Origin of the sequence: Dysgonomonas massiliensis (assembly GCF_900240225.1) — a bacterium.
Taxonomy (GTDB): Bacteria; Bacteroidota; Bacteroidia; order Bacteroidales; family Dysgonomonadaceae; genus Dysgonomonas; species Dysgonomonas massiliensis.
Genome location: NZ_OEPV01000001.1, coordinates 382,806 through 401,749 on the forward strand (window position 1 = coordinate 382,806; position 18,944 = coordinate 401,749).

Annotated in this window: 16 protein-coding genes; 1 reads left to right on the plus strand and 15 read right to left on the minus strand. The window is 38.5% G+C overall.

Going from position 1 to position 18,944, the window contains the following annotated elements:
* Window positions 1-263 precede the first annotated feature (263 nt).
* Window positions 264-1,595 carry a phosphoethanolamine transferase gene (locus tag C1A06_RS01895; protein ID WP_159461370.1) on the plus strand — a complete coding sequence of 444 codons (1,332 nt, stop codon included), beginning with the start codon at window positions 264-266 and terminating at the stop codon, window positions 1,593-1,595.
* A gap of 79 nt (window positions 1,596-1,674) precedes the next feature.
* Here C1A06_RS01895 and pyrF read toward each other — a convergent pair whose 3' ends face one another.
* The 15 genes from pyrF to C1A06_RS01970 all read right to left on the minus strand — a co-directional run bounded on the left by pyrF (window position 1,675) and on the right by C1A06_RS01970 (window position 18,818).
* On the minus strand, window positions 1,675-2,505 hold the full coding sequence (pyrF, locus tag C1A06_RS01900; protein WP_101688521.1) for an orotidine-5'-phosphate decarboxylase: 831 nt from the start codon (window positions 2,503-2,505) through the stop codon (window positions 1,675-1,677).
* A gap of 11 nt (window positions 2,506-2,516) precedes the next feature.
* Window positions 2,517-3,602, minus strand: a complete 1,086-nt coding sequence (prfA, locus tag C1A06_RS01905; protein ID WP_101688522.1) for a peptide chain release factor 1 — start codon at window positions 3,600-3,602, stop codon at window positions 2,517-2,519.
* A 163-nt stretch (window positions 3,603-3,765) separates the two neighbouring features.
* Window positions 3,766-4,266: a thiol peroxidase gene (gene tpx, locus C1A06_RS01910; RefSeq protein WP_101688523.1), complete on the minus strand. Its 501-nt coding sequence runs from the start codon at window positions 4,264-4,266 to the stop codon at window positions 3,766-3,768.
* A 111-nt stretch (window positions 4,267-4,377) separates the two neighbouring features.
* Window positions 4,378-7,206 (minus strand): excinuclease ABC subunit UvrA, encoded by a 2,829-nt coding sequence (gene uvrA / locus C1A06_RS01915; protein ID WP_101688524.1) that lies wholly within the window; start codon window positions 7,204-7,206, stop codon window positions 4,378-4,380.
* Between the two features lie 36 nt (window positions 7,207-7,242).
* Window positions 7,243-8,235, minus strand: a complete 993-nt coding sequence (locus C1A06_RS01920; protein WP_101688525.1) for a lytic transglycosylase domain-containing protein — start codon at window positions 8,233-8,235, stop codon at window positions 7,243-7,245.
* A gap of 108 nt (window positions 8,236-8,343) precedes the next feature.
* Window positions 8,344-9,159 (minus strand): 4-(cytidine 5'-diphospho)-2-C-methyl-D-erythritol kinase, encoded by an 816-nt coding sequence (gene ispE / locus C1A06_RS01925; protein ID WP_101688526.1) that lies wholly within the window; start codon window positions 9,157-9,159, stop codon window positions 8,344-8,346.
* Between the two features lie 88 nt (window positions 9,160-9,247).
* Window positions 9,248-10,144, minus strand: a complete 897-nt coding sequence (locus C1A06_RS01930; protein WP_101688527.1) for a diaminopimelate dehydrogenase — start codon at window positions 10,142-10,144, stop codon at window positions 9,248-9,250.
* Between the two features lie 37 nt (window positions 10,145-10,181).
* Window positions 10,182-10,868 (minus strand): DUF2461 domain-containing protein, encoded by a 687-nt coding sequence (locus C1A06_RS01935; RefSeq protein ID WP_101688528.1) that lies wholly within the window; start codon window positions 10,866-10,868, stop codon window positions 10,182-10,184.
* A gap of 77 nt (window positions 10,869-10,945) precedes the next feature.
* Window positions 10,946-12,331 (minus strand): phosphoglucosamine mutase, encoded by a 1,386-nt coding sequence (glmM, locus tag C1A06_RS01940; RefSeq protein WP_101688529.1) that lies wholly within the window; start codon window positions 12,329-12,331, stop codon window positions 10,946-10,948.
* A gap of 10 nt (window positions 12,332-12,341) precedes the next feature.
* Window positions 12,342-12,935, minus strand: a complete 594-nt coding sequence (gene bamK / locus C1A06_RS01945) for a BamK family beta-barrel-assembly machinery protein (protein WP_101688530.1) — start codon at window positions 12,933-12,935, stop codon at window positions 12,342-12,344.
* 12 nt (window positions 12,936-12,947) lie between these two features.
* On the minus strand, window positions 12,948-13,982 hold the full coding sequence (locus C1A06_RS01950) for a DHH family phosphoesterase (protein WP_101688531.1): 1,035 nt from the start codon (window positions 13,980-13,982) through the stop codon (window positions 12,948-12,950).
* A 142-nt stretch (window positions 13,983-14,124) separates the two neighbouring features.
* Entirely contained in the window at window positions 14,125-15,690 is a 1,566-nt protein-coding gene (locus tag C1A06_RS01955) for a ComEC/Rec2 family competence protein (RefSeq protein ID WP_101688532.1), read from the minus strand.
* 12 nt (window positions 15,691-15,702) lie between these two features.
* Window positions 15,703-16,353: a ribulose-phosphate 3-epimerase gene (rpe, locus tag C1A06_RS01960; protein WP_101688533.1), complete on the minus strand. Its 651-nt coding sequence runs from the start codon at window positions 16,351-16,353 to the stop codon at window positions 15,703-15,705.
* 141 nt (window positions 16,354-16,494) lie between these two features.
* On the minus strand, window positions 16,495-17,142 hold the full coding sequence (locus C1A06_RS01965) for a hypothetical protein (RefSeq protein ID WP_101688534.1): 648 nt from the start codon (window positions 17,140-17,142) through the stop codon (window positions 16,495-16,497).
* 71 nt (window positions 17,143-17,213) lie between these two features.
* Complete coding sequence (locus C1A06_RS01970) at window positions 17,214-18,818, minus strand: phosphoethanolamine transferase (RefSeq protein WP_159461371.1); 1,605 nt, start codon at window positions 18,816-18,818, stop codon at window positions 17,214-17,216.
* Window positions 18,819-18,944 lie beyond the last annotated feature (126 nt).

Below are 18,944 nucleotides of genomic sequence, written 5' to 3' on the forward strand. Positions count from 1 at the left end.
ATATAATGACACAATTTTTCAAAACTATATTTAATTTAAAGTTTTCTATTTTACTTATTATATTTCTATATGTAATAATCAGTATTCCCATTGGTCTGAATATAGGAGTAACTCTATTACTTCATTGGCTTTTTCTGGTGTGTTTGTTGTACCTATGTACTCAGATAAGATTACGTTGGGTTTTAGCAACAATATTCTTAATTATAATATTCATCAATGCATATACAAGTTTAGTTTTACATACAAAAATAGAACTGGGTATTATGGCTTCAGTTTTAGAAACAGATAGTCAAGAAGCATTGAGTGCAATAAAAGACTCTTTGTTAAAAGGATTGATTATCTTTGTTGTAAGTGCCATTTTAGTTTATGGAGCCTTTTGGGAACTAGGTAATAAAAATCTGAATTATAAATATCCTTTAGCTTTGGTTATATTGTACTCTTTCTGCTTCTTACCTTACAAATGTTATTCTTTTGCTCAGAAGTCAGGAATGGATGGCTGGGTATCAAATAAACCGCTTCTTTATAGAGAATTGGTAAATGTAAATGCACCGATCGTTTATGGAAATATAGCCATATATTTATCATATAAAGATGAAATAAATGGAATTAAGAAATATCTTGACCAAGAACGATTATTACCCCAAGGGGTTGATTTTGATGATGATGCTTACTCGCCCAATACTATTCTCTTAATACTTGGTGAAAGCTCGGCTCGTACTCATTATTCGTTGTATGGTTATGATGTAAAGACAACACCATTTCTAGACAGTCTTTCTCAGGGTATTGAGAATTCATCTTACTCATTTAACTATTATAATGCAATCTCTCCAGCATCATTGACTAGATATGTAGTACCATTAATATTTTCGTTCTCTTCTTATGAAAATCTAACACAAGATTTCAGTAGATATAAAAATATACTTGATTTGGCTAATATGCAGGGGTACGAAACAATTTGGATATCAAATCAGGCGATAATAGATGGATCATATAGTATGGTTGGTATGTTGGCTTCTTCTGCAAGAAGAATGTATATAGAAGAGCCTGCTTATTCAGATGACTTGAAGGTGGTAGATAAATTGAAGAACTTCTATAATAAGGATAAGAAACAATTTATTGTACTTCATTTGGCTGGAAGTCATTTCGGATATCAAGATCGATACGACGAGTTGGATAAAGAAGCTATAATGGGGACAGAGTCGAATGAATTACACTACGATAGATCGGTACACCATACAGATCGAGTTTTAAGAGAGATATTTCAGATGGTACAACAAGATCCTTCAAATATAATTTACTATTTGTCGGATCATGGAGAGGCTATTAGTATTGGCAGTCATGGTATGGCTGTTTACAAAGAAGAATTTGAAATCCCCTTAATTATTCTGAACAATAGCAATAATATTGATACAAAACCTTTGATTGAAAAGTATATGTCTGACGAAGATAGCTTGATAAATAGTATAAATTCTATTTATATTCTTTCCGAACTTTTAGGATATAAGGTTGAGAATACTATCATAGAGAAGGCTGTAGCAGGTACTTGTCAAGTTTATGGTAGTGGTAAAATAAAGGATTTTCGTGAGTTAGAGTGATTTCTATTACTGTCTAATATAGGAAAAAAGACACTCTTCATTTCAGAAGGGTGTCTTTTGTGTATAATAGTGTCCTCTTTTAGATTAGTCCTGCAGCTTTGAGGTGACTTGCCATTTCTTGTTGAACTGCTTTAGCAGCTTTTTCCGCTTGGAAAGCAAAATCAACAGTATTGTCTGCATAGATAATTGCTCTCGAAGAGTTTACTAGTAATCCACATTGCGAATTTATTCCGTACTTAACTACTTCTTCCAGACTTCCGCCCTGAGCGCCTACACCCGGAACCAATAGGAAATGATTTGGTGCAACCTTACGAATGTCTGCGAACATCTCGCCTTGAGTAGCTCCTACAACATACATCAGCTGATCTTCAGTTCCCCATTCTTGAGATTTTAAGATCACTTTCTCGAAAAGACGTTGACCGTCTTTATCTTCAGTCATCTGAAAATCGTGTGAGCCTTTATTTGAAGTCAGAGCAAGCAAGATAACCCATTTGTTAGGATATTGAAGGAATGGTGTAACACTATCAACACCCATATAAGGAGCAACAGTTACAGCCGAAGCTTTCAGATGTTTGAATGCTGATACAGCATACATATCTGATGTATTACCAATATCACCACGTTTAGCATCCAGAATGATAAACTGATCCGGATATTTAGTACGTATATATTCGATCGTCTTTTCTAAAGCAATAATTCCAGTTGTACCTAAACTCTCGTAAAAAGCCGTGTTAGGCTTGTATGCTACACAGTATTTGACTGTTGCATCAACGATCATTTTGTTGAAACTGTAAATTGGGTCATCTTCTTCAAGTAAATGCTTAGGAATTTTGTTTATATCTGTGTCTAAGCCTACGCAAAGAAATGACTGTTTAGCTTTGATATTTTCAAATAACTCTTGCCTTGTCATCTCTATATTTTTTATAATTCACTTTCTTTAATTCGTTCAGCATTTTCTGCTATAATAAGTTGGTCGATGATCGGTTGGATTTCGCCATCCATTATAGCTGCCAAATTGTACACTGTTAGATTAATGCGATGATCAGTGATGCGACCTTGTGGATAGTTGTAAGTTCTGATCTTTGCTGATCGGTCTCCGGTTGACACCATTGTTTTACGTTTCGATGCAATTTCGTTCTGATATTTCGAAAGCTCGATGTCGTAAAGTTTGGTACGAAGCATTAACAATGCTTTTTCGCGGTTAGCTAGCTGTGATCTAGCTTCCTGACATTGGATCATAATACCCGTAGGTTTGTGTGTCAACTGAACTTTTGTCTCTACCTTATTTACGTTCTGGCCTCCCGCACCGCTCGAACGTGCTGTTTGCCATTCCAGATCAGCTGGATTTATCTCGACGTCTACTTCTTCAGCTTCGGGTAATACAGCTACTGTCGCGGCTGAAGTGTGTACACGGCCTTGAGTCTCGGTTGCAGGAACACGTTGTACGCGGTGTACTCCCGATTCGTATTTTAATGTTCCATATACATTGTCTCCCGATACGGTAAAGATAATCTCTTTGTATCCGCCGGATGTACCTTCAGTACTGCTAGTTATTTCGGTTGCCCAACCTTTCGATTCGCAATATTTGATATACATGCGATAAAGATCGCCGGCAAATATTGCAGCTTCATCACCACCTGTTCCTCCGCGAATCTCTACAATGGCATTTTTGCCATCTTGAGGATCTGCTGGGATAAGTAGCATTTTTATTTCTTCTTCCAACTGAGGTAGGCGTTCGTTTGCTGCATCAAGCTCTTCGTGCGCAATTTCGCGAAGTTCCTGATCACTTTCCGAATCCAGTATGTTTTTAGCTTCGATAATTGAAGTTGTTACTTGTACGTATTCTTTTCGCGCATCAACTATTTTTTCTAAATCGCGATATTCTTTATTCAACTTTACATAACGTTTCATATCGGCAATTACCGATGGGTCGGTTATGAGTTTTCCTATTTCTTCGAAGCGGATAACTAAAGCGTCTAGTTTCTCAAGAAGTGAGGTTTGAGCCATTCTGTTATAGTTCTTTTAATTTCTGTGCAAAGGTAAAAAAATAGATTGAATTTCAGCTCAGACTGTCAATCTCTTATTCACAATTATGGTAGGGTATATAAAAAAAGAAAGCCCGCGAAATCGACTTCGCAGACTTCCTAACCTTAACACAAACTTTACAAAACTACACAATTGCTTTAATCGCACTTTCGTATTGAGGTTCCACTGTGATTTCAGGAACAAGCTCAACGTGCGAAACAATTCCTTCAGGGTTGATAACAACTACCGAACGTGCTGTAAGTCCAGCCAATGGTCCGTCAGTCATTAAAACTCCGTATGCTTTTGCAAATTCAGGATTTCTGAATACCGATGCAGGCACTACGTTTCCAATTCCTTCTGTAGTACAGAAACGTCCGGCTGCAAATGGAAGGTCAGCAGATACTGCAAGTATTACAGTGTTTGGCATGTTTGCTGCCTCTTTGTTGAAGCGGCGAACAGAGGCTGCACATACACCTGTGTCAAGACTAGGGAATATATTTAGTACAACGTTTTTTCCTTTAAGTGATTCTAGAGATATCTCAGAAAGATCGTTTTTTACTAGTACAAACTCAGGTGCTTTTGTACCAACTTTAGGAAGTTCACCACTTGTGTTTACTTCTGATCCTTGAAATGCTGTTTTTGCCATGTTTTCTTATTATTATGTAGATTAATTTTAAATACCTATCACAAATATAACGATAGCAAAAGTGGAATCCAATAGTTATATGCTTTTTTTATCTATAATTAGTATTCCTTATCAGATCATTTTCTTAAGATATTGAGCAGTAAAGCCTTTGTCGGTTTTTAGTATGTCTTCCGGCTTACCCGTAGCCACAACCATACCTCCGTCGCGGCCTCCGTCGGGTCCCATATCGATGATGTAATCGGCACACTTTATGATATCCTGATTGTGTTCGATTACGATAACTGTATTACCTCTGTCGACCAATTTGTTCAATACACCTAACAATACGCGTATATCTTCGAAATGTAGTCCGGTACTAGGTTCATCCAAGATGTAAATCGTATTTCCGGTATCTATACGAGCTAATTCAGCTGCAAGTTTTATACGTTGAGATTCACCTCCCGAGAGGGTAGTAGATGGTTGCCCTAGCTTGATATAGCCTAGACCAACTTCCTGAAGTACTTTAACTTTATTTAGTATATTGGGGACGTTTTCAAAGAACTCGACAGCCATATTGATGGTCATATCCAAAACATCGGCAATCGATTTTCCTTTGAAACGAACTTCGAGAGTTTCACGATTATATCTTTTGCCATGACATGCTTCGCATGGAACGTAGACATCGGGAAGGAAGTTCATGCCGATGGTTTTATACCCATTACCGCTACATACTTCGCAACGACCACCTTTTACGTTGAACGAAAAACGTCCCGGCTTATAACCTCTGATTTTCGATTCAGGCATACTGACAAATAGATTGCGTATATCCGAGAATACGCCCGTGTAAGTTGCAGGATTGGAGCGTGGTGTGCGTCCGATAGGTGATTGATCGACACTGATTACTTTATCTACATACTCTATTCCTTCGATCGATTTGTAGGGTAGAGGATCAGCCAGCGATCTGTACATGTGCTGACTCAATATTGGTTGTAATGTTCCGTTGACTAGGCTGGATTTTCCACTTCCTGATACTCCGGTAACACAAATCAATGTGTTGAGAGGAAAGCTTGCTGAAACATTTTTCAGGTTGTTTCCAGTAGCTCCTTTTATCGTAATTTTTTTGCCATTTCCTTTACGTCTTACTTTCGGTATTTCTATGGCTTTATGTCCGTTCAGATAATCTGCTGTCAGGGTACGTGCCTTAAGCATCTCTTGTGGAGTTCCGGCAAATACGATTTGCCCTCCGCGGCGACCGGCGTAAGGGCCAAGATCGACAACGAAGTCAGATTCCATCATGATGTCCTGATCGTGTTCCACCACGATAACCGAGTTGCCTGCGTCGCGCAATTTTTTCAAAGAAGCAATCAAACGATCATTATCACGTTGATGAAGACCAATACTCGGTTCATCAAGAATGTATAATACATTCACTAGTTGTGAACCGATTTGTGTAGCCAAACGAATACGCTGGCTTTCTCCACCCGAAAGGGTAGTTGAAGAACGATTAAGCGATAGATAGTTCAAACCAACATCAAGTAGAAAGCTCAGTCTCGAATTGATTTCTTTTACAATTTCAGAGGCAATAGCAGACTGCTTTTCAGATAAATGTGCAGGCAGTTCTTCAATCCAACTATAAAGCTGCTGAATGTCCATTTCGGCCAATTCAGCAATGTTTTTACTGTTTATCAGATAGTGTAGTGCTTCGATATTCAGTCGTTGACCTTTACATTCGGGACAAACATCTGTTTTGATGAATTGTTCAGCCCATTTCTGAGCGGTCGTAGAAGCTTCGCTATCTTGTTGCATTTCGATGTATTTTGCAACACCTTCGAAAGGCATCATATAACCCGAAGTACCCAGTAATTCAGGTTTTACAGCCAGCTGTTCGTCTGTTCCGAACATAATCTCATTGATAGCTTCTTCGGGAATATCTTTAATCGGCGTCTTTATTGTAACTCCATATTTCTCGCAAATAGCTTCAATCTGCCAAAAGAATAGAGAATTCTTATACTTGCCCAGAGGTGCAATTCCTCCGTTATGAATACTTTGTTGAGGCTTCGGAACAATCTTGTTCATGTCAATCTGGTTGACAACTCCAAGACCTTTACATTTAGGACATGCACCTTGTGGTGAGTTGAAGGAGAAATTGTGCGGAGCTGGTTCGCTGTACGATAAACCAGTTGCAGGGTCCATCATTTGTCGACTGAAATGACGAACTTCGCCACTCTCAATCTCTTGTATCATAATCAAGCCATCGCCTTGCTTCATAGCTGTACGAAGGCTGCTCTTGAGCGTTTTCTCTTGTCGCTCGTTGATGATTAGCTTGTCAATCAATACTTCTATATTGTGCATCTTGTATCGGTCGACACGCATACCAGGTATGATTTCACGAATCTCACCATCAACACGAACTGTCAGATAACCTTTCTTACTAACTTGCTCGAAAAGTTCTTTATAATGTCCTTTACGATTACGAACAAGCGGAGCAAGCAGATAAACACGCTTATCCTTGTAGCGATCCATGATCAGATCGTAAATCTGATCTTCGGTATATTTTACCATCTTTTCGCCACTAAGGTATGAGTAAGCTTCTCCTGCACGGGCATAAAGTAGACGCAAGAAGTCATATACTTCGGTAGTTGTTCCTACGGTTGAACGAGGGTTGCGATTGGTTGTTTTCTGTTCAATCGAAATAACGGGGCTTAAGCCGGTTATCTTGTCTACATCAGGACGCTCCATCGAACCTAAAAAATTGCGGGCATATGCCGAAAATGTTTCGATGTATCTACGTTGTCCTTCTGCAAAAATTGTATCGAATGCAAGCGACGATTTTCCACTTCCGCTCAGTCCGGTCATAACAACCAGCGAGTCGCGGGGAATAGTAACGTCAATATTTTTTAAGTTGTGTACACGCGCACCGTATACATCAATAGTTTCTTTGTCTTCTCCGTTGATTTTCATTCTGATCTGTCCTTCCTTCTAGACGTAAATTCCGAGTTATTGATGTTTAATCCAGTTAGGATTGTGGACTTTAATTTTTTCACCTTCTTTGTAGTAAAGGGATTCTTCCGTAGGGATAAGTATAGTATACGTTTTTGTTTTCTTCTCGTTGATGGTCAGTTTACGGGCTCTCAACCACGAATTGAAATCCTTTAGCTGAGCGTAGGTTACACCATGCTCTTGAGCAAAACTTGCAAGGTCTTCGATAGTGGATGTTACTTCAACTTCTTTAAACTTCATCGGTTTGTAAAGCTGATTAGCTTCTATCACAAATCCGTATTTGTATGGATGTTCCATTACTTGTTTTATAGCTAGCATGCGGAAATAATAACGCGTCGTTTCTTCGACCAACCAAAGGTCTAAAGCATCTTCAACGTTCTGTTTCTCCAATTCACCACTGATGCGTCCTTGTCCGCCGTTGTATGCTAGAGCAACTGCCGACCATTTGCCGTATTTTTTATATGCTTCTTTCAGGTATTTACATGCAGCTTCAGTCGATTTTTCGATCGAATATCTTTCATCTACTTCGTCAGAGACCTCCAAACCGTATTGAGGAGCTGTCTTTGGCATAAATTGCCACAGACCGGCGGCTTTAGCCGGAGATACGATACGATGATTCAGATTACTCTCGATAACAGCCAAATATTTGAAATCGTCGGGAACCCCGTTTTTCTTCAATATGGGTTCAATTATCGGAAAGTAGCGATTGGCCTTCTTGATCAGCAATAATGTCGACGAATGTAAGTACGGAAAGGCATTGATCTCGCGATCGAATCGTTCGTACAGATCGTATCTGTCAAGTTCTATTTTCTCTCCTGCAAATTTGATTGAAGTTGGTACTTCTATCGATTTTGTCATTGAAATTACGTATGCAGGGTTATGTACTTCATGCGGTGGATCGCCTGCTTTGCAGTTCTGTGCCGATATTAAGAAAAGTCCTAAGCCACATATCAGTGTGGTAGGGGCAATATATTTAATGATTTTTTTCATAGGATTTACCTTCTGTAAGAGTCATTTATAAGATCGGCAAAGGTACTGCTTTTTCGGCAAAAAATCAAGATAAGGATACTTCTCTTATAAGTGATTTGCAGTAAAGGTTTATAAAGTACCTCCCCAATAGAAATGAGATTCGAATTCAGAATGCAGATCAACTTCGTTTTCGAAGATACCGAATACGGATGATCCCGAACCCGACATGGATGCGTATAGTGCGCCTTGTTTGTATAGCTCTTCTTTTATTTCACCGACTTGGGGATATAACGAAAAAATACTTGTTTCGAAATCGTTAATCATATGATTTTTCCATTCGCCGATAGGGAGTTTAGCAACAGTTCTGAGATTCATTTGCGGAGTAGTTGGTTTGATTTTCGAAAACGCATCTTTTGTCGAAACAAATACATCGGGCTTTACCAAAACCAAATAATAACCCTTCAATGATAAGTCTATATTCTCAAGTTTTTCGCCAATGCCTTCGGCATACATCGGGCGATTGTAAATAAATATCGGACAATCGGCTCCTAGTTTCACAGCTATGTCTGCCAGTTCTTTATCGCTCGCCCCTAATTCAAATTTATCATTAATCAGTCGGAGCATAAACGCTGCATCAGCCGAACCACCTCCGAGCCCTGCACCGAAAGGAATCTTCTTTAGTAAATGAACATCAAGTTTCGGAAAGTCGTATTTCGAGCGCATAGCCCGCAAAGCTTTCATCACAAGATTATCATCGGCATGTGTTTCAACCTTATTGCCTGCCTCGATAAGAGTGTCATGTGGGCTGTCCTTTGCTTCTATAATTTCCAAAGCATCGTGTATAGTAATAGGGTAGAAGATCGTTTCTAGATTGTGATATCCGTCTTCTCTTTTCGATACAATATTCAGTCCCAAGTTGATCTTGGCATTAGGAAAGCTAATCATAAGTTGTCGTTTTATATGTAGCAAAGATAGTACAAAAAACATCCGCTACGACTTGCAACGGATGTTTAGCTTTATCAGAAAAGTTATCTTATACTAGTTTTTTGATCAATGCTTCTCTGTCACCATAGATGAAGTCGATAATCGGAACCTCGATCATTGTATAAGCTCCAGGTTGCTGTTTCATTGCTGCGCGAGCTGCTGCTACAAGAACTTGCGCCGTTAGTGCAGGGTTATTTATTTTCATATCAAACTCAAGCAATTGATTTTGAGTAGTACCTGATACACCTTTGCGGATCATGTTTACACCATGTCCCATATCTTTAAGCGCATCAACACTATCTACTTTCATTACATGAGTTTCGTCATGAGAAAAATAGTCATCCGATTTGATTGCATTGGCAACATCTTCGAATCTGTATCCGTCTTTCAACTCGATATATACCATACGTCGATGAACGCTAGTTCCTAGCGGAATAGTCATGGATAAAGCATCTTTTACACCATTAATAGCCTTTGCAGCTACCGAATGTCCCATACTCATGCCCGGACCAAAGTTGGTATATGTTATACCTTTCGGAGCCATAAATTCCATAATAGAACGAATCATCGAGTCTGTTCCCGGATCCCATCCTGCTGAAATGATCGAAACTTTATTGTTTTCTTTAGCTACTTTGTCCAGATTACGACGAAGTTCTACAATACCTCCGTGTATATCGAAACTGTCAACCGTATTGATACCTAGTTTCAGGCATTCGATAGCGTAAGTTTCAACGCTACGTGTCGGAGTACTCAATACTGCTACATCAACATCTTTAAGATCAGAAATTGATTGTACGACAGCGTATTTTTTTAATCTTTCGGGGATATTGTTTGCATCACGACGAACAATACCTGCTACTTCGAAATCAGGTGCCGCTTCTAATGCATCTAATACAAAATGTCCGATATTGCCGTAACCTACAATTGCTGCTCTTAGTTTTTTCATATGTCTTTCTCTATTTTATAATTAATTGATTTTATGTCTATTCTGGAATACTTTGTTTCATGAAGTTGTATAGCCATTCGAGGGCTAAGAAATCCTCTTGTATTCTTTCTTGAAACTCTTTGGAGTATGCTTCTTGTCCGACAGGGTAAGTTTTGTATGCATATATTCCTTTTCGATGATACCATTGTTGGAAATATTCATCCAAGTCATTTTTTATAGGACGTTTATATTCTTCGCCACCTACAACGAAACCTCTTTCGAAAACCATCTTTTGAGTGACTTCTTGGAATTCTTTCGAGCGATAAGCCATATGATCGCGAAAATCGTCCATAACCGTTCTTTTTGGTTGATAGATACCCATTCCGTACATGTATTCTTTAGCTCCTAACTCGAGAAAGAATCCCGGAAGGCTGATCCACTGATCGGAAGTGGAAGGTATCATAAACGTCATCCACAGATGTGTTTTATACGGACTTTTATCTGCCGAAAAACGAATGTCGCGATTGATACGCGATATGCATCGGTGTGGACGTAATTCGAATGTCGGATCTATGCTTCGCATTGCCGGAATAAGTGATACGCACAACTCTTTGAAACGATCGCGTACTTCGGTTTCGTATATTTTACGGTTCTTGTCGAACCATTCTTTGTTATTGTTCATCTCCAAATCTTTAAAGAATTGGAATGTAGCGGGCGTGAATCCCTTGAAGTCTAAACTTTGCATAAGGATATTTCTGTAAGTTCGGTACTGTTTCCGTAAAGATAAAAAATAGCGACCTAAAGTTAAGCCGCTATTAATAATTATTTTGTTAATTCCCGAATGACGTTCATTACTTCAGCTCCAATTTCTTCGGCTTCCTGCATACTCTTTGCTTCGGAGTATACGCGAATAATTGGTTCTGTATTCGATTTGCGAAGATGTACCCATTTGTCTGGGAAATCAATCTTTACACCATCTATGTCAGTTATGTCGAAGTGATCGAATTCTTTTCTAATAGCATCCAGTATAGCATCAACATCGGTTTGAGGAGTAAGTTCCACCTTCTGTTTTGCGATGTAATATGCCGGATATGAGGCGCGGAGTTCACTGACAGTCTTCTTCTGTTTTGCCAGATAAGTAAGGAATAATGCAATACCCACAAGTGCATCGCGTCCGTAATGGCTGGCAGGGTAGATGATTCCTCCATTTCCTTCACCACCGATAACAGCATTCACTTCTTTCATTTTTGTCGTAACATTTACTTCGCCTACGGCAGCTGCATAATATGGGCAGTCGTATTTGTAGGTTACATCTCGAAGTGCTCGGCTCGAACTAAGATTTGATACGGTACTTCCGGGTGTATGTTGCAATACGTAGTCTGCAATAGCTACCAATGTATATTCTTCTCCGAACATATCTCCGTTCTCGCAAATAATAGCCAGACGGTCAACATCCGGATCGACAACAAATCCTACATCTGACGATGTTTCTTTCATCAACTTCGATATATCGTCAAGATGCTCGGGTAGTGGCTCTGGATTGTGCGGAAACTGTCCGTTAGGTGTGGTATAAAGCTCATTTACTTTATTTACTCCCAAAGCTTTCAGTAGTTTAGGAATAACTATTCCTCCTACCGAATTGACACAATCTATACTAACTTCGAAATCGGCTGCTTTGATTGCTTCTACATCAACCAAATCCAAGTTGAGAACTTCTTGAATGTGTATATCTGTGTAATCTTTTGTTGATATTTTACCGAGTGAATCAACCTCGCTGTATGTGAAATCTTCTTTCTCCGCTATTTCTAAAACTTTGGCTCCATCTTCAGCATTCAGGAATTCGCCTTTCGAGTTCAGTAGCTTCAAAGCATTCCATTGTTTTGGATTATGGCTAGCTGTAAGGATTATCCCTCCACAAGCGTTTTCTTTGACAACTGCAATTTCAGTTGTTGGAGTTGTAGCCAAGCCTATATTTACAACATCGAAACCCATTCCAATCAACGTGCCGACAACGATATGTTCCATCATTTCGCCGGAGATACGTGCATCGCGTCCAACTACTATCGCGTTTGACGAAGTGCCTTTATTGCTTTTGATGTATGTAGCATAGGCCGATACGAATTTTACTGTATCTAAAGGGTTAAGTCCTTCACCTATTTTGCCACCGATGGTTCCGCGTATGCCGGAAATAGACTTAATTAAACTCATATTATATTATTTACTCAAATTCGTAACGCAATTCCTCAATATACATAGGCTCATATTGAGATAATTGTAGCGAAGAACCACTACTAAATGGAACAATCAAGCTGACACTTCCGCCATGACGAACGTCAAATTTAAGAGGAAGCATTGAGCCTACTGATAGTAAGTACATTGCATATTGTTCTCCTATAGTTGTAGGGTTTGCTATTATGTATTTATTAGGATCCAGATCTGTATAGTATATAGTTTTAATCCAAGCTTCGGGAGCTATATTTCCTGTTATATTTTCTTTTGTTCTGAGCAACAGATTGCTGCCCCAATAACGTAAATATACTGAAGTCCTTTCTTCTATTTCTTCGCCTTCTCCCCAGTTTATGACACGAATGTATACACCTGTATTTTCGTCTTTGTAAAATTCATTGTCAGCAAATTCGTAGCCTCTTTCCGGCATCTTATTCAGAACAGAGATGTCAAGGCTATCTCGGATAAAGTCTATTGCTCTACGTTCTTTTTTCAACATATCAGCATATGTTTCTGTTTTGCTACACGAACTAATTGCAATAATGGTACAGATTAATGTAAATACAAGAAGGATGTTCTTTTTCATATCGTTGTATGTTTATTTTTCTTTTACTAATAGTGATTTATATTCAGGTAAAGTTTTTTCGAATAGAGCGATTGCCTCGTCAAGTGTTCCGTGAAATTCGCCACCAGAAGCGTTTAGGTGTCCTCCTCCGTTGAAGCATTGAGCTGCAAATTTATTCGTCGGAAAGTCTTCTTGCGAACGAAGTGAAACCTTAACAAGGTTGACATCTTCTCGGATGAATATGCCAAATACAATATCCTTGATGTTTAATAACATATTCGGAAAACCTTCAGTGTCACCTTTCTGAGCATTGAAGCGTGCTTGCTCTTCCAGAGAAAGACTGATCATTGCTGTACGATATTCAGGATAAACACGCATTTTTTCGGATAGAACATAGCCCATCATACGGAAACGGTCAACCGAATAATTGTGATATACATTCGAGAAAATTTGGTCTTTGTTGATACCTTTTCTCAATAGTTCGCCGATGATATAATAGATTGCTTCATCATTCGAATTATACGTAAATCCTCCGGTATCGGTCATCATCCCTGTATAAATTGCTTCGGCAGAAGCCTTGCTCATAACCTTAAAATCGCCTAGACGGCAAATAAGACGGAAGATCAACTCGCTGGTTGATGATATTTCGGGGTGAGACACGATGATGTCGCAAAATGTATCGGGATGTGGATGATGGTCAATCATCACTTTCTTTGCACTTGCGCCAATTACATGTGGTGCTAGTTGAATGATACGTTTAGCTACGTTGAAATCAAGACAGAAAATAACATCGGCAGATTCTATTAGTTTCTGAGCATAATCAGGATATTTTTCAGCATCCAATATGTCTTTGGCTCCGGGTATCCATTTCAGAAACTGAGGAAAAGCGTTTGGTACTACAACAGACGCTTCGCGTCCTTGCTCGATAAGATAGTTATATAGACCTAATGAAGATCCGATTGCATCACCATCGGGTGACACATGGGTTACAATTACAAATTTATCATTCTCGTTCAGCAAATCTGCTATCTGCTCAATCTGATGATTCGGGATTATTTTATTTAGCATTTTATCTGTTCTTCGGCAAAATAATATAGCTAGCAAAAGTAAGAAAAATATTAGAAAGAAGAGGCTTCACTTACGCCTTTGATGGCTTTTTTGTCCTTTTTGATATTCATTAACAAAAATGCCGTTTAACTTCTTGTATATGCTATAGATAAATTATTTTGGAAATTATAAAAATCAAGATACATCCGAGTGCTGATTTTAGGTAAAAAGCTTTTTTGTTTAATATGAAAGCAGATAGACATCCTATGATGAGATATAGCGCAAATAATTGAAAAAGGTTGATCTTCACATCATGAATCAAAGCAAAAGGAATACTTTCGAAAAATCGTACAGACCAAGATAATAGATCTAGAAGTATTTGTACTATTCTGATGACTACAACAATGATGCTATCACCGAAAGCTGTTAATAAGCTTAATAATTTGGCTATGAGAATTCCTCCAAATGAATACATAAGTATTGTCACCAAAGGCACGATGACTAGATTCGTCGCAAAGAAATAAGTCGGAAACGTCCCGAAATAATATAAGCAAAGAGGGAAGGTTGCCAACTGAGCTACTACCGATATCGTAAATGATTGCCAGATCAGATTTGCTGCTCTGCTCTGTACAGTAATTAGCTTCTGTACTTTGGGATAAAGATATATGAGGGCAAATACAGATAGAAAACTCAACTGAAATCCGACATCGAAAAACGATAGAGGATTATAGAGCAGCAATAAGAAGGCTGCAATAAACATCCCATTGAGGGCATAATTGCGCCGTCCGAAAATTTCGGCAACGCAGATCATCGTTAGCATGATGCTTGCTCGGTTGACAGCAGGCGATAATCCCGTAATAAAAGCATATATCCAAAGAAGAAGAATGACTATGATTGGCTTGAGAACATAGAAACGTGATCGTCTGGGAATGAATTTGAGCAGGAGGTTTATCATAGCGTATATCAGCATCACGTGCAGACCGCTGACTGAAAGTACATGTACGGTTCCCGTTGTGCGGAAAGCTTGTAGCAAGTCGTCCGACATGGCTGCCTGATAACCAACGCTCAGAGCTGATAGAATAGCATACTGATCGGAGCTGAGATCGAGCGATTGGTAGAATTCTAGAATACTAGACCGACATCGTTGAGCGTATATTTTAGGTGTATGGTATATTTTATCTGTTGCTTGCCATGCTTTTGATCCAACAAACACAGACCCTGCAAACCCATGATTGGCCATGTATGAAGCATAATCGAAATCATTACTCATATTGCGGAATGGCTGAATTTTTCCTTTGAAAAGGAACTCATCGCCCGGAACAAGTTGTTGCTGTAGTGAGTCGCGATAGAAATAACAGACTATATTTCTATCATAATCGGGCAAGAATGCTTTATAGGCGATAGTCTTGGGTTTGTCCTCAGGTATGTCGGTAACGACCGCTTTGTAGGTGTTCCGTTCGAGTGGAAATATGAAAGAGGTTTCTTGTTGTCGAATGAATGTAGCGAGTATGCCAATCCCAATTAGGATGAAGTTTATGCCTACACCAAATAACCATCTATATTGAAAACGCTTCGGCGCTGGGATAAAGTAGGATAGTAATGCCAGAACAGTACCAATGCCGAAAAAGGCAATAGTCCAATGCTGAATGTCGAAAAAATATTGGAGTAGAAGGCCCGCTATCAGAGGGATAAGCAACGCAAGAATGGGCGTCCGTGATAGCGGGTTCATATCTGTTAGCTGCTAAATATTCTTCAGCTTATGTATCATCTCGGTAGGATTAGGAGCTGCAAAAACTGCACTTCCTGCAACGAGTACATCGGCTCCAGCATCGATCATGCGTTTGCCTGTTTCGAGGTTTATGCCTCCGTCTACTTCTATTAATGCATGAGCATTACGCTTGATAATCATATCCTTTAGTTTGCTAGTCTTCGAAAGAGTTTCTTCGATAAACTTCTGTCCGCCAAAGCCCGGATTAACAGACATAATCAGAACGAGATCAAGATCGGGAAGTATATCTTCGAGTAGCGAAACCGGTGTGTGCGGATTGAGCGTAACTCCGGCTTTCATGCCTGCATCGCGTATTGCCGATATGGTACGATGAAGATGTGTACAAGCTTCGTAATGTACATTCATCAGATATGCGCCTGCATCTTTTACGGCAGGAATGTACTGATCGGGATTGACAATCATCAGATGAACATCAAGCGGTTTAGTAGCAATCTTGCTGACTTGTTTGATGATAGGAAATCCGAACGATATATTAGGAACGAAACTGCCATCCATTACATCGCAATGAATCCAGTCGGCTTCGCTATTGTTAAGCATCTCGATATCCCAGCCAAGATTCAGAAAATCGGCTGATAGTATTGATGGGGCTATTTTATGACTCATACTAGTGGTTTTATATTGTTGAACCAAAGGTAGCAAAAAGTAACAAAGGTGACAAAAGTACACATTCTTTTGCTATTTTCTTTTTATCCCTTTTTCGGATCTTTTATCGTAGCCGTTTTATTGTATAGATAAAGTTGATTTTTATCGGAAGAGATTATAAAAGGAAAAATAGACAAAATAATCAAGATATTGATCTGCGTTTTTAGGGGTAGCAACTTTTATTGTATCAATGTAATCATCAGAATAATTAAGGTTCTTCCATTCTCTGAATCGAAGAGCTCTTAGAGATGTAAATGCCCTGTATTCATCAAAAATAAGTTCTTGATGATACATTAAATTACCTTGTTTTATGGCAAAAAGGAGGTAGTTGTATTCTTTATTCTTGTCTGTGTAATCGTAAATATTTTCTTCCGAAATAATCAATAAGCCTGTGATCCAGTCCAATTTTACTCTGTTCTGATTTTGAAACATTTCATCAAGAACACTTTCCCATTCAGTTGTCTCTGTTTCGGTATTATAAGATTCAATATGTATGTCTTTCAAAAAGAATTGATCTTCCGCTATTTCAAAGGTTGCTCTATATCCTCTCCATAAATCTGAAGAAACAGTCATAATTTCCCGTTGTGGTATTTTTATTTCAGGGTGTTCTTTGAGGTAATTTTGAAGAATCTCTGTTTGCAGATGATATTCTTTTCCATTAAAAATCAAAATATCAGGTGTTTGTATTGTAGCTGATACAGATAATGCATTAATGAAGAGACTAAAGACACAGATAAGTATATATTTCATAAGTTATTTCTTTTTCTTAATTGATGAAATATACTAATCATTTCCATAAAATATGATTTTATATGTAACTTTTATCTTCCTTCCAATTCTCTAAATCTTGCAGTTTGCCCATCAGGCAGAACAAAATATTCGCCATCTATACGAGCTTTTCCGAGTGTCGTTGCATCTATCGAATATCCCATGATTTCGGATAAAATATACGGAATATTAGAATTTCCAATGTGTCCACGATATATATAATTCGATGCGATAGAATCGATATTCAGCTTATCCAGATTGTGTTTAATGAAAACCATCGGTATCTCGAAATCGGCTGACGAAGCATTCTGCAACCCGTGCAATCCTCTTTCGGGCGATGTGCCATGATCGGAATAATAAAGGATTATCGAGCTGGAATCGTTGGCACGGCTGTAATCGTAAAGAGCTTTCAATACTCTATCTGTATGATGTAAAGTTTTATCGTATTCCGATACCTCATCCATATTTTTGAAATGAGATTCGTCGATGCTATCGTATCTTATATTGTACGGAAAGTGGCTTCCTACAAGATGTAACGTTATTAGTTGTTTCTGATCTTCTTTGTGATACTTCGATAGCAACTCAATTAAGTCGAAGTCTTCTTTCTCCATATTTGGAGTAAAGTATGTTTCTTGCGAAGTCTGAGCAATATATGACGGGTAATTGTCGTGCAATCCTGCTTTTTCCTGATTAGATAGCCATACACTATGGTAACCAAGATCGTTTGCCAGATCGATCGGATTTTTATAAAACCAGAAATCATTATGCTGTTTAACCGTTGCGAATGACATCGAAAAACGAATCGCATTTCTAGTCAGATTGGCTACCGATGTTCCCTCAAAATAGCTAATCGAAGCAGAATCGTTCCGAGCGAGTGAATCGAGAAACGGAGTCGTTTCTATCTCATATCCATATAGCGACATATTTCTGCGATAAGCGCTTTCGCCAATGACAAGATATATCTTCGGACTAGCCGGATTTTCGGCTGAAAAAGTTAATCCTTCGGGAACTTTTCGATCCGAGTTTTTCAGTTTCAGGACTTCGTATTTCTCATAGCCATATACAGTGAATGCAAATAAATCGCCATATAAGAGAGGCATTCTGTATCCCGAATATACATAGACGGTATGAAATGGTTCTTCCCGGAATTCATTCTTTATGGCATTGAAAAAGAATGGCATTCTGTAAGCAGGAATAATAAATGCCAAAGCATTTATTATTATAACAACTCCTAACAATAAAACTGCGGCTATTCGGGAAGATATAAGATTTTTTAGTTCGTATTTTACGTAAAACGACAAGAAGATTGTTACGATATAAGTAGCTATGCTTACCCAGTAAACATGAGTCGGCATAGTGCTTGCTTCAGCAGGGTTTGTTTCTATTATAGATGCTAGATTTCCGACTCTCAGCGGGATTTGAAAAAGTAAGGCAAAGGCAATACCTCCGGAAAGAATAAAGGAGATAGCAGCCATAACTATGTTCGAAATAACATTGTTCTTGATATTGCTAATCAGGATATATGTAAGAATAATAAATACAATATTGATGATTGCAAATACCCAATGTATATGCTTATCGAGAAAAAATGTCAGGACGATGAATAGTAAAACCGTGAAAATTAGACTATATTTATACTTGCTTAATATGCTCAGCATGTTGTAATGTTTGTTATTTGATGTGCAAAAATATGCTTTATTTATCATATCCGTAAATTTCGAACGAATAAAGTGTAAGTCAATAATATATAAACTCTTTATAATTTATTTTAGTTCGATAAAGAA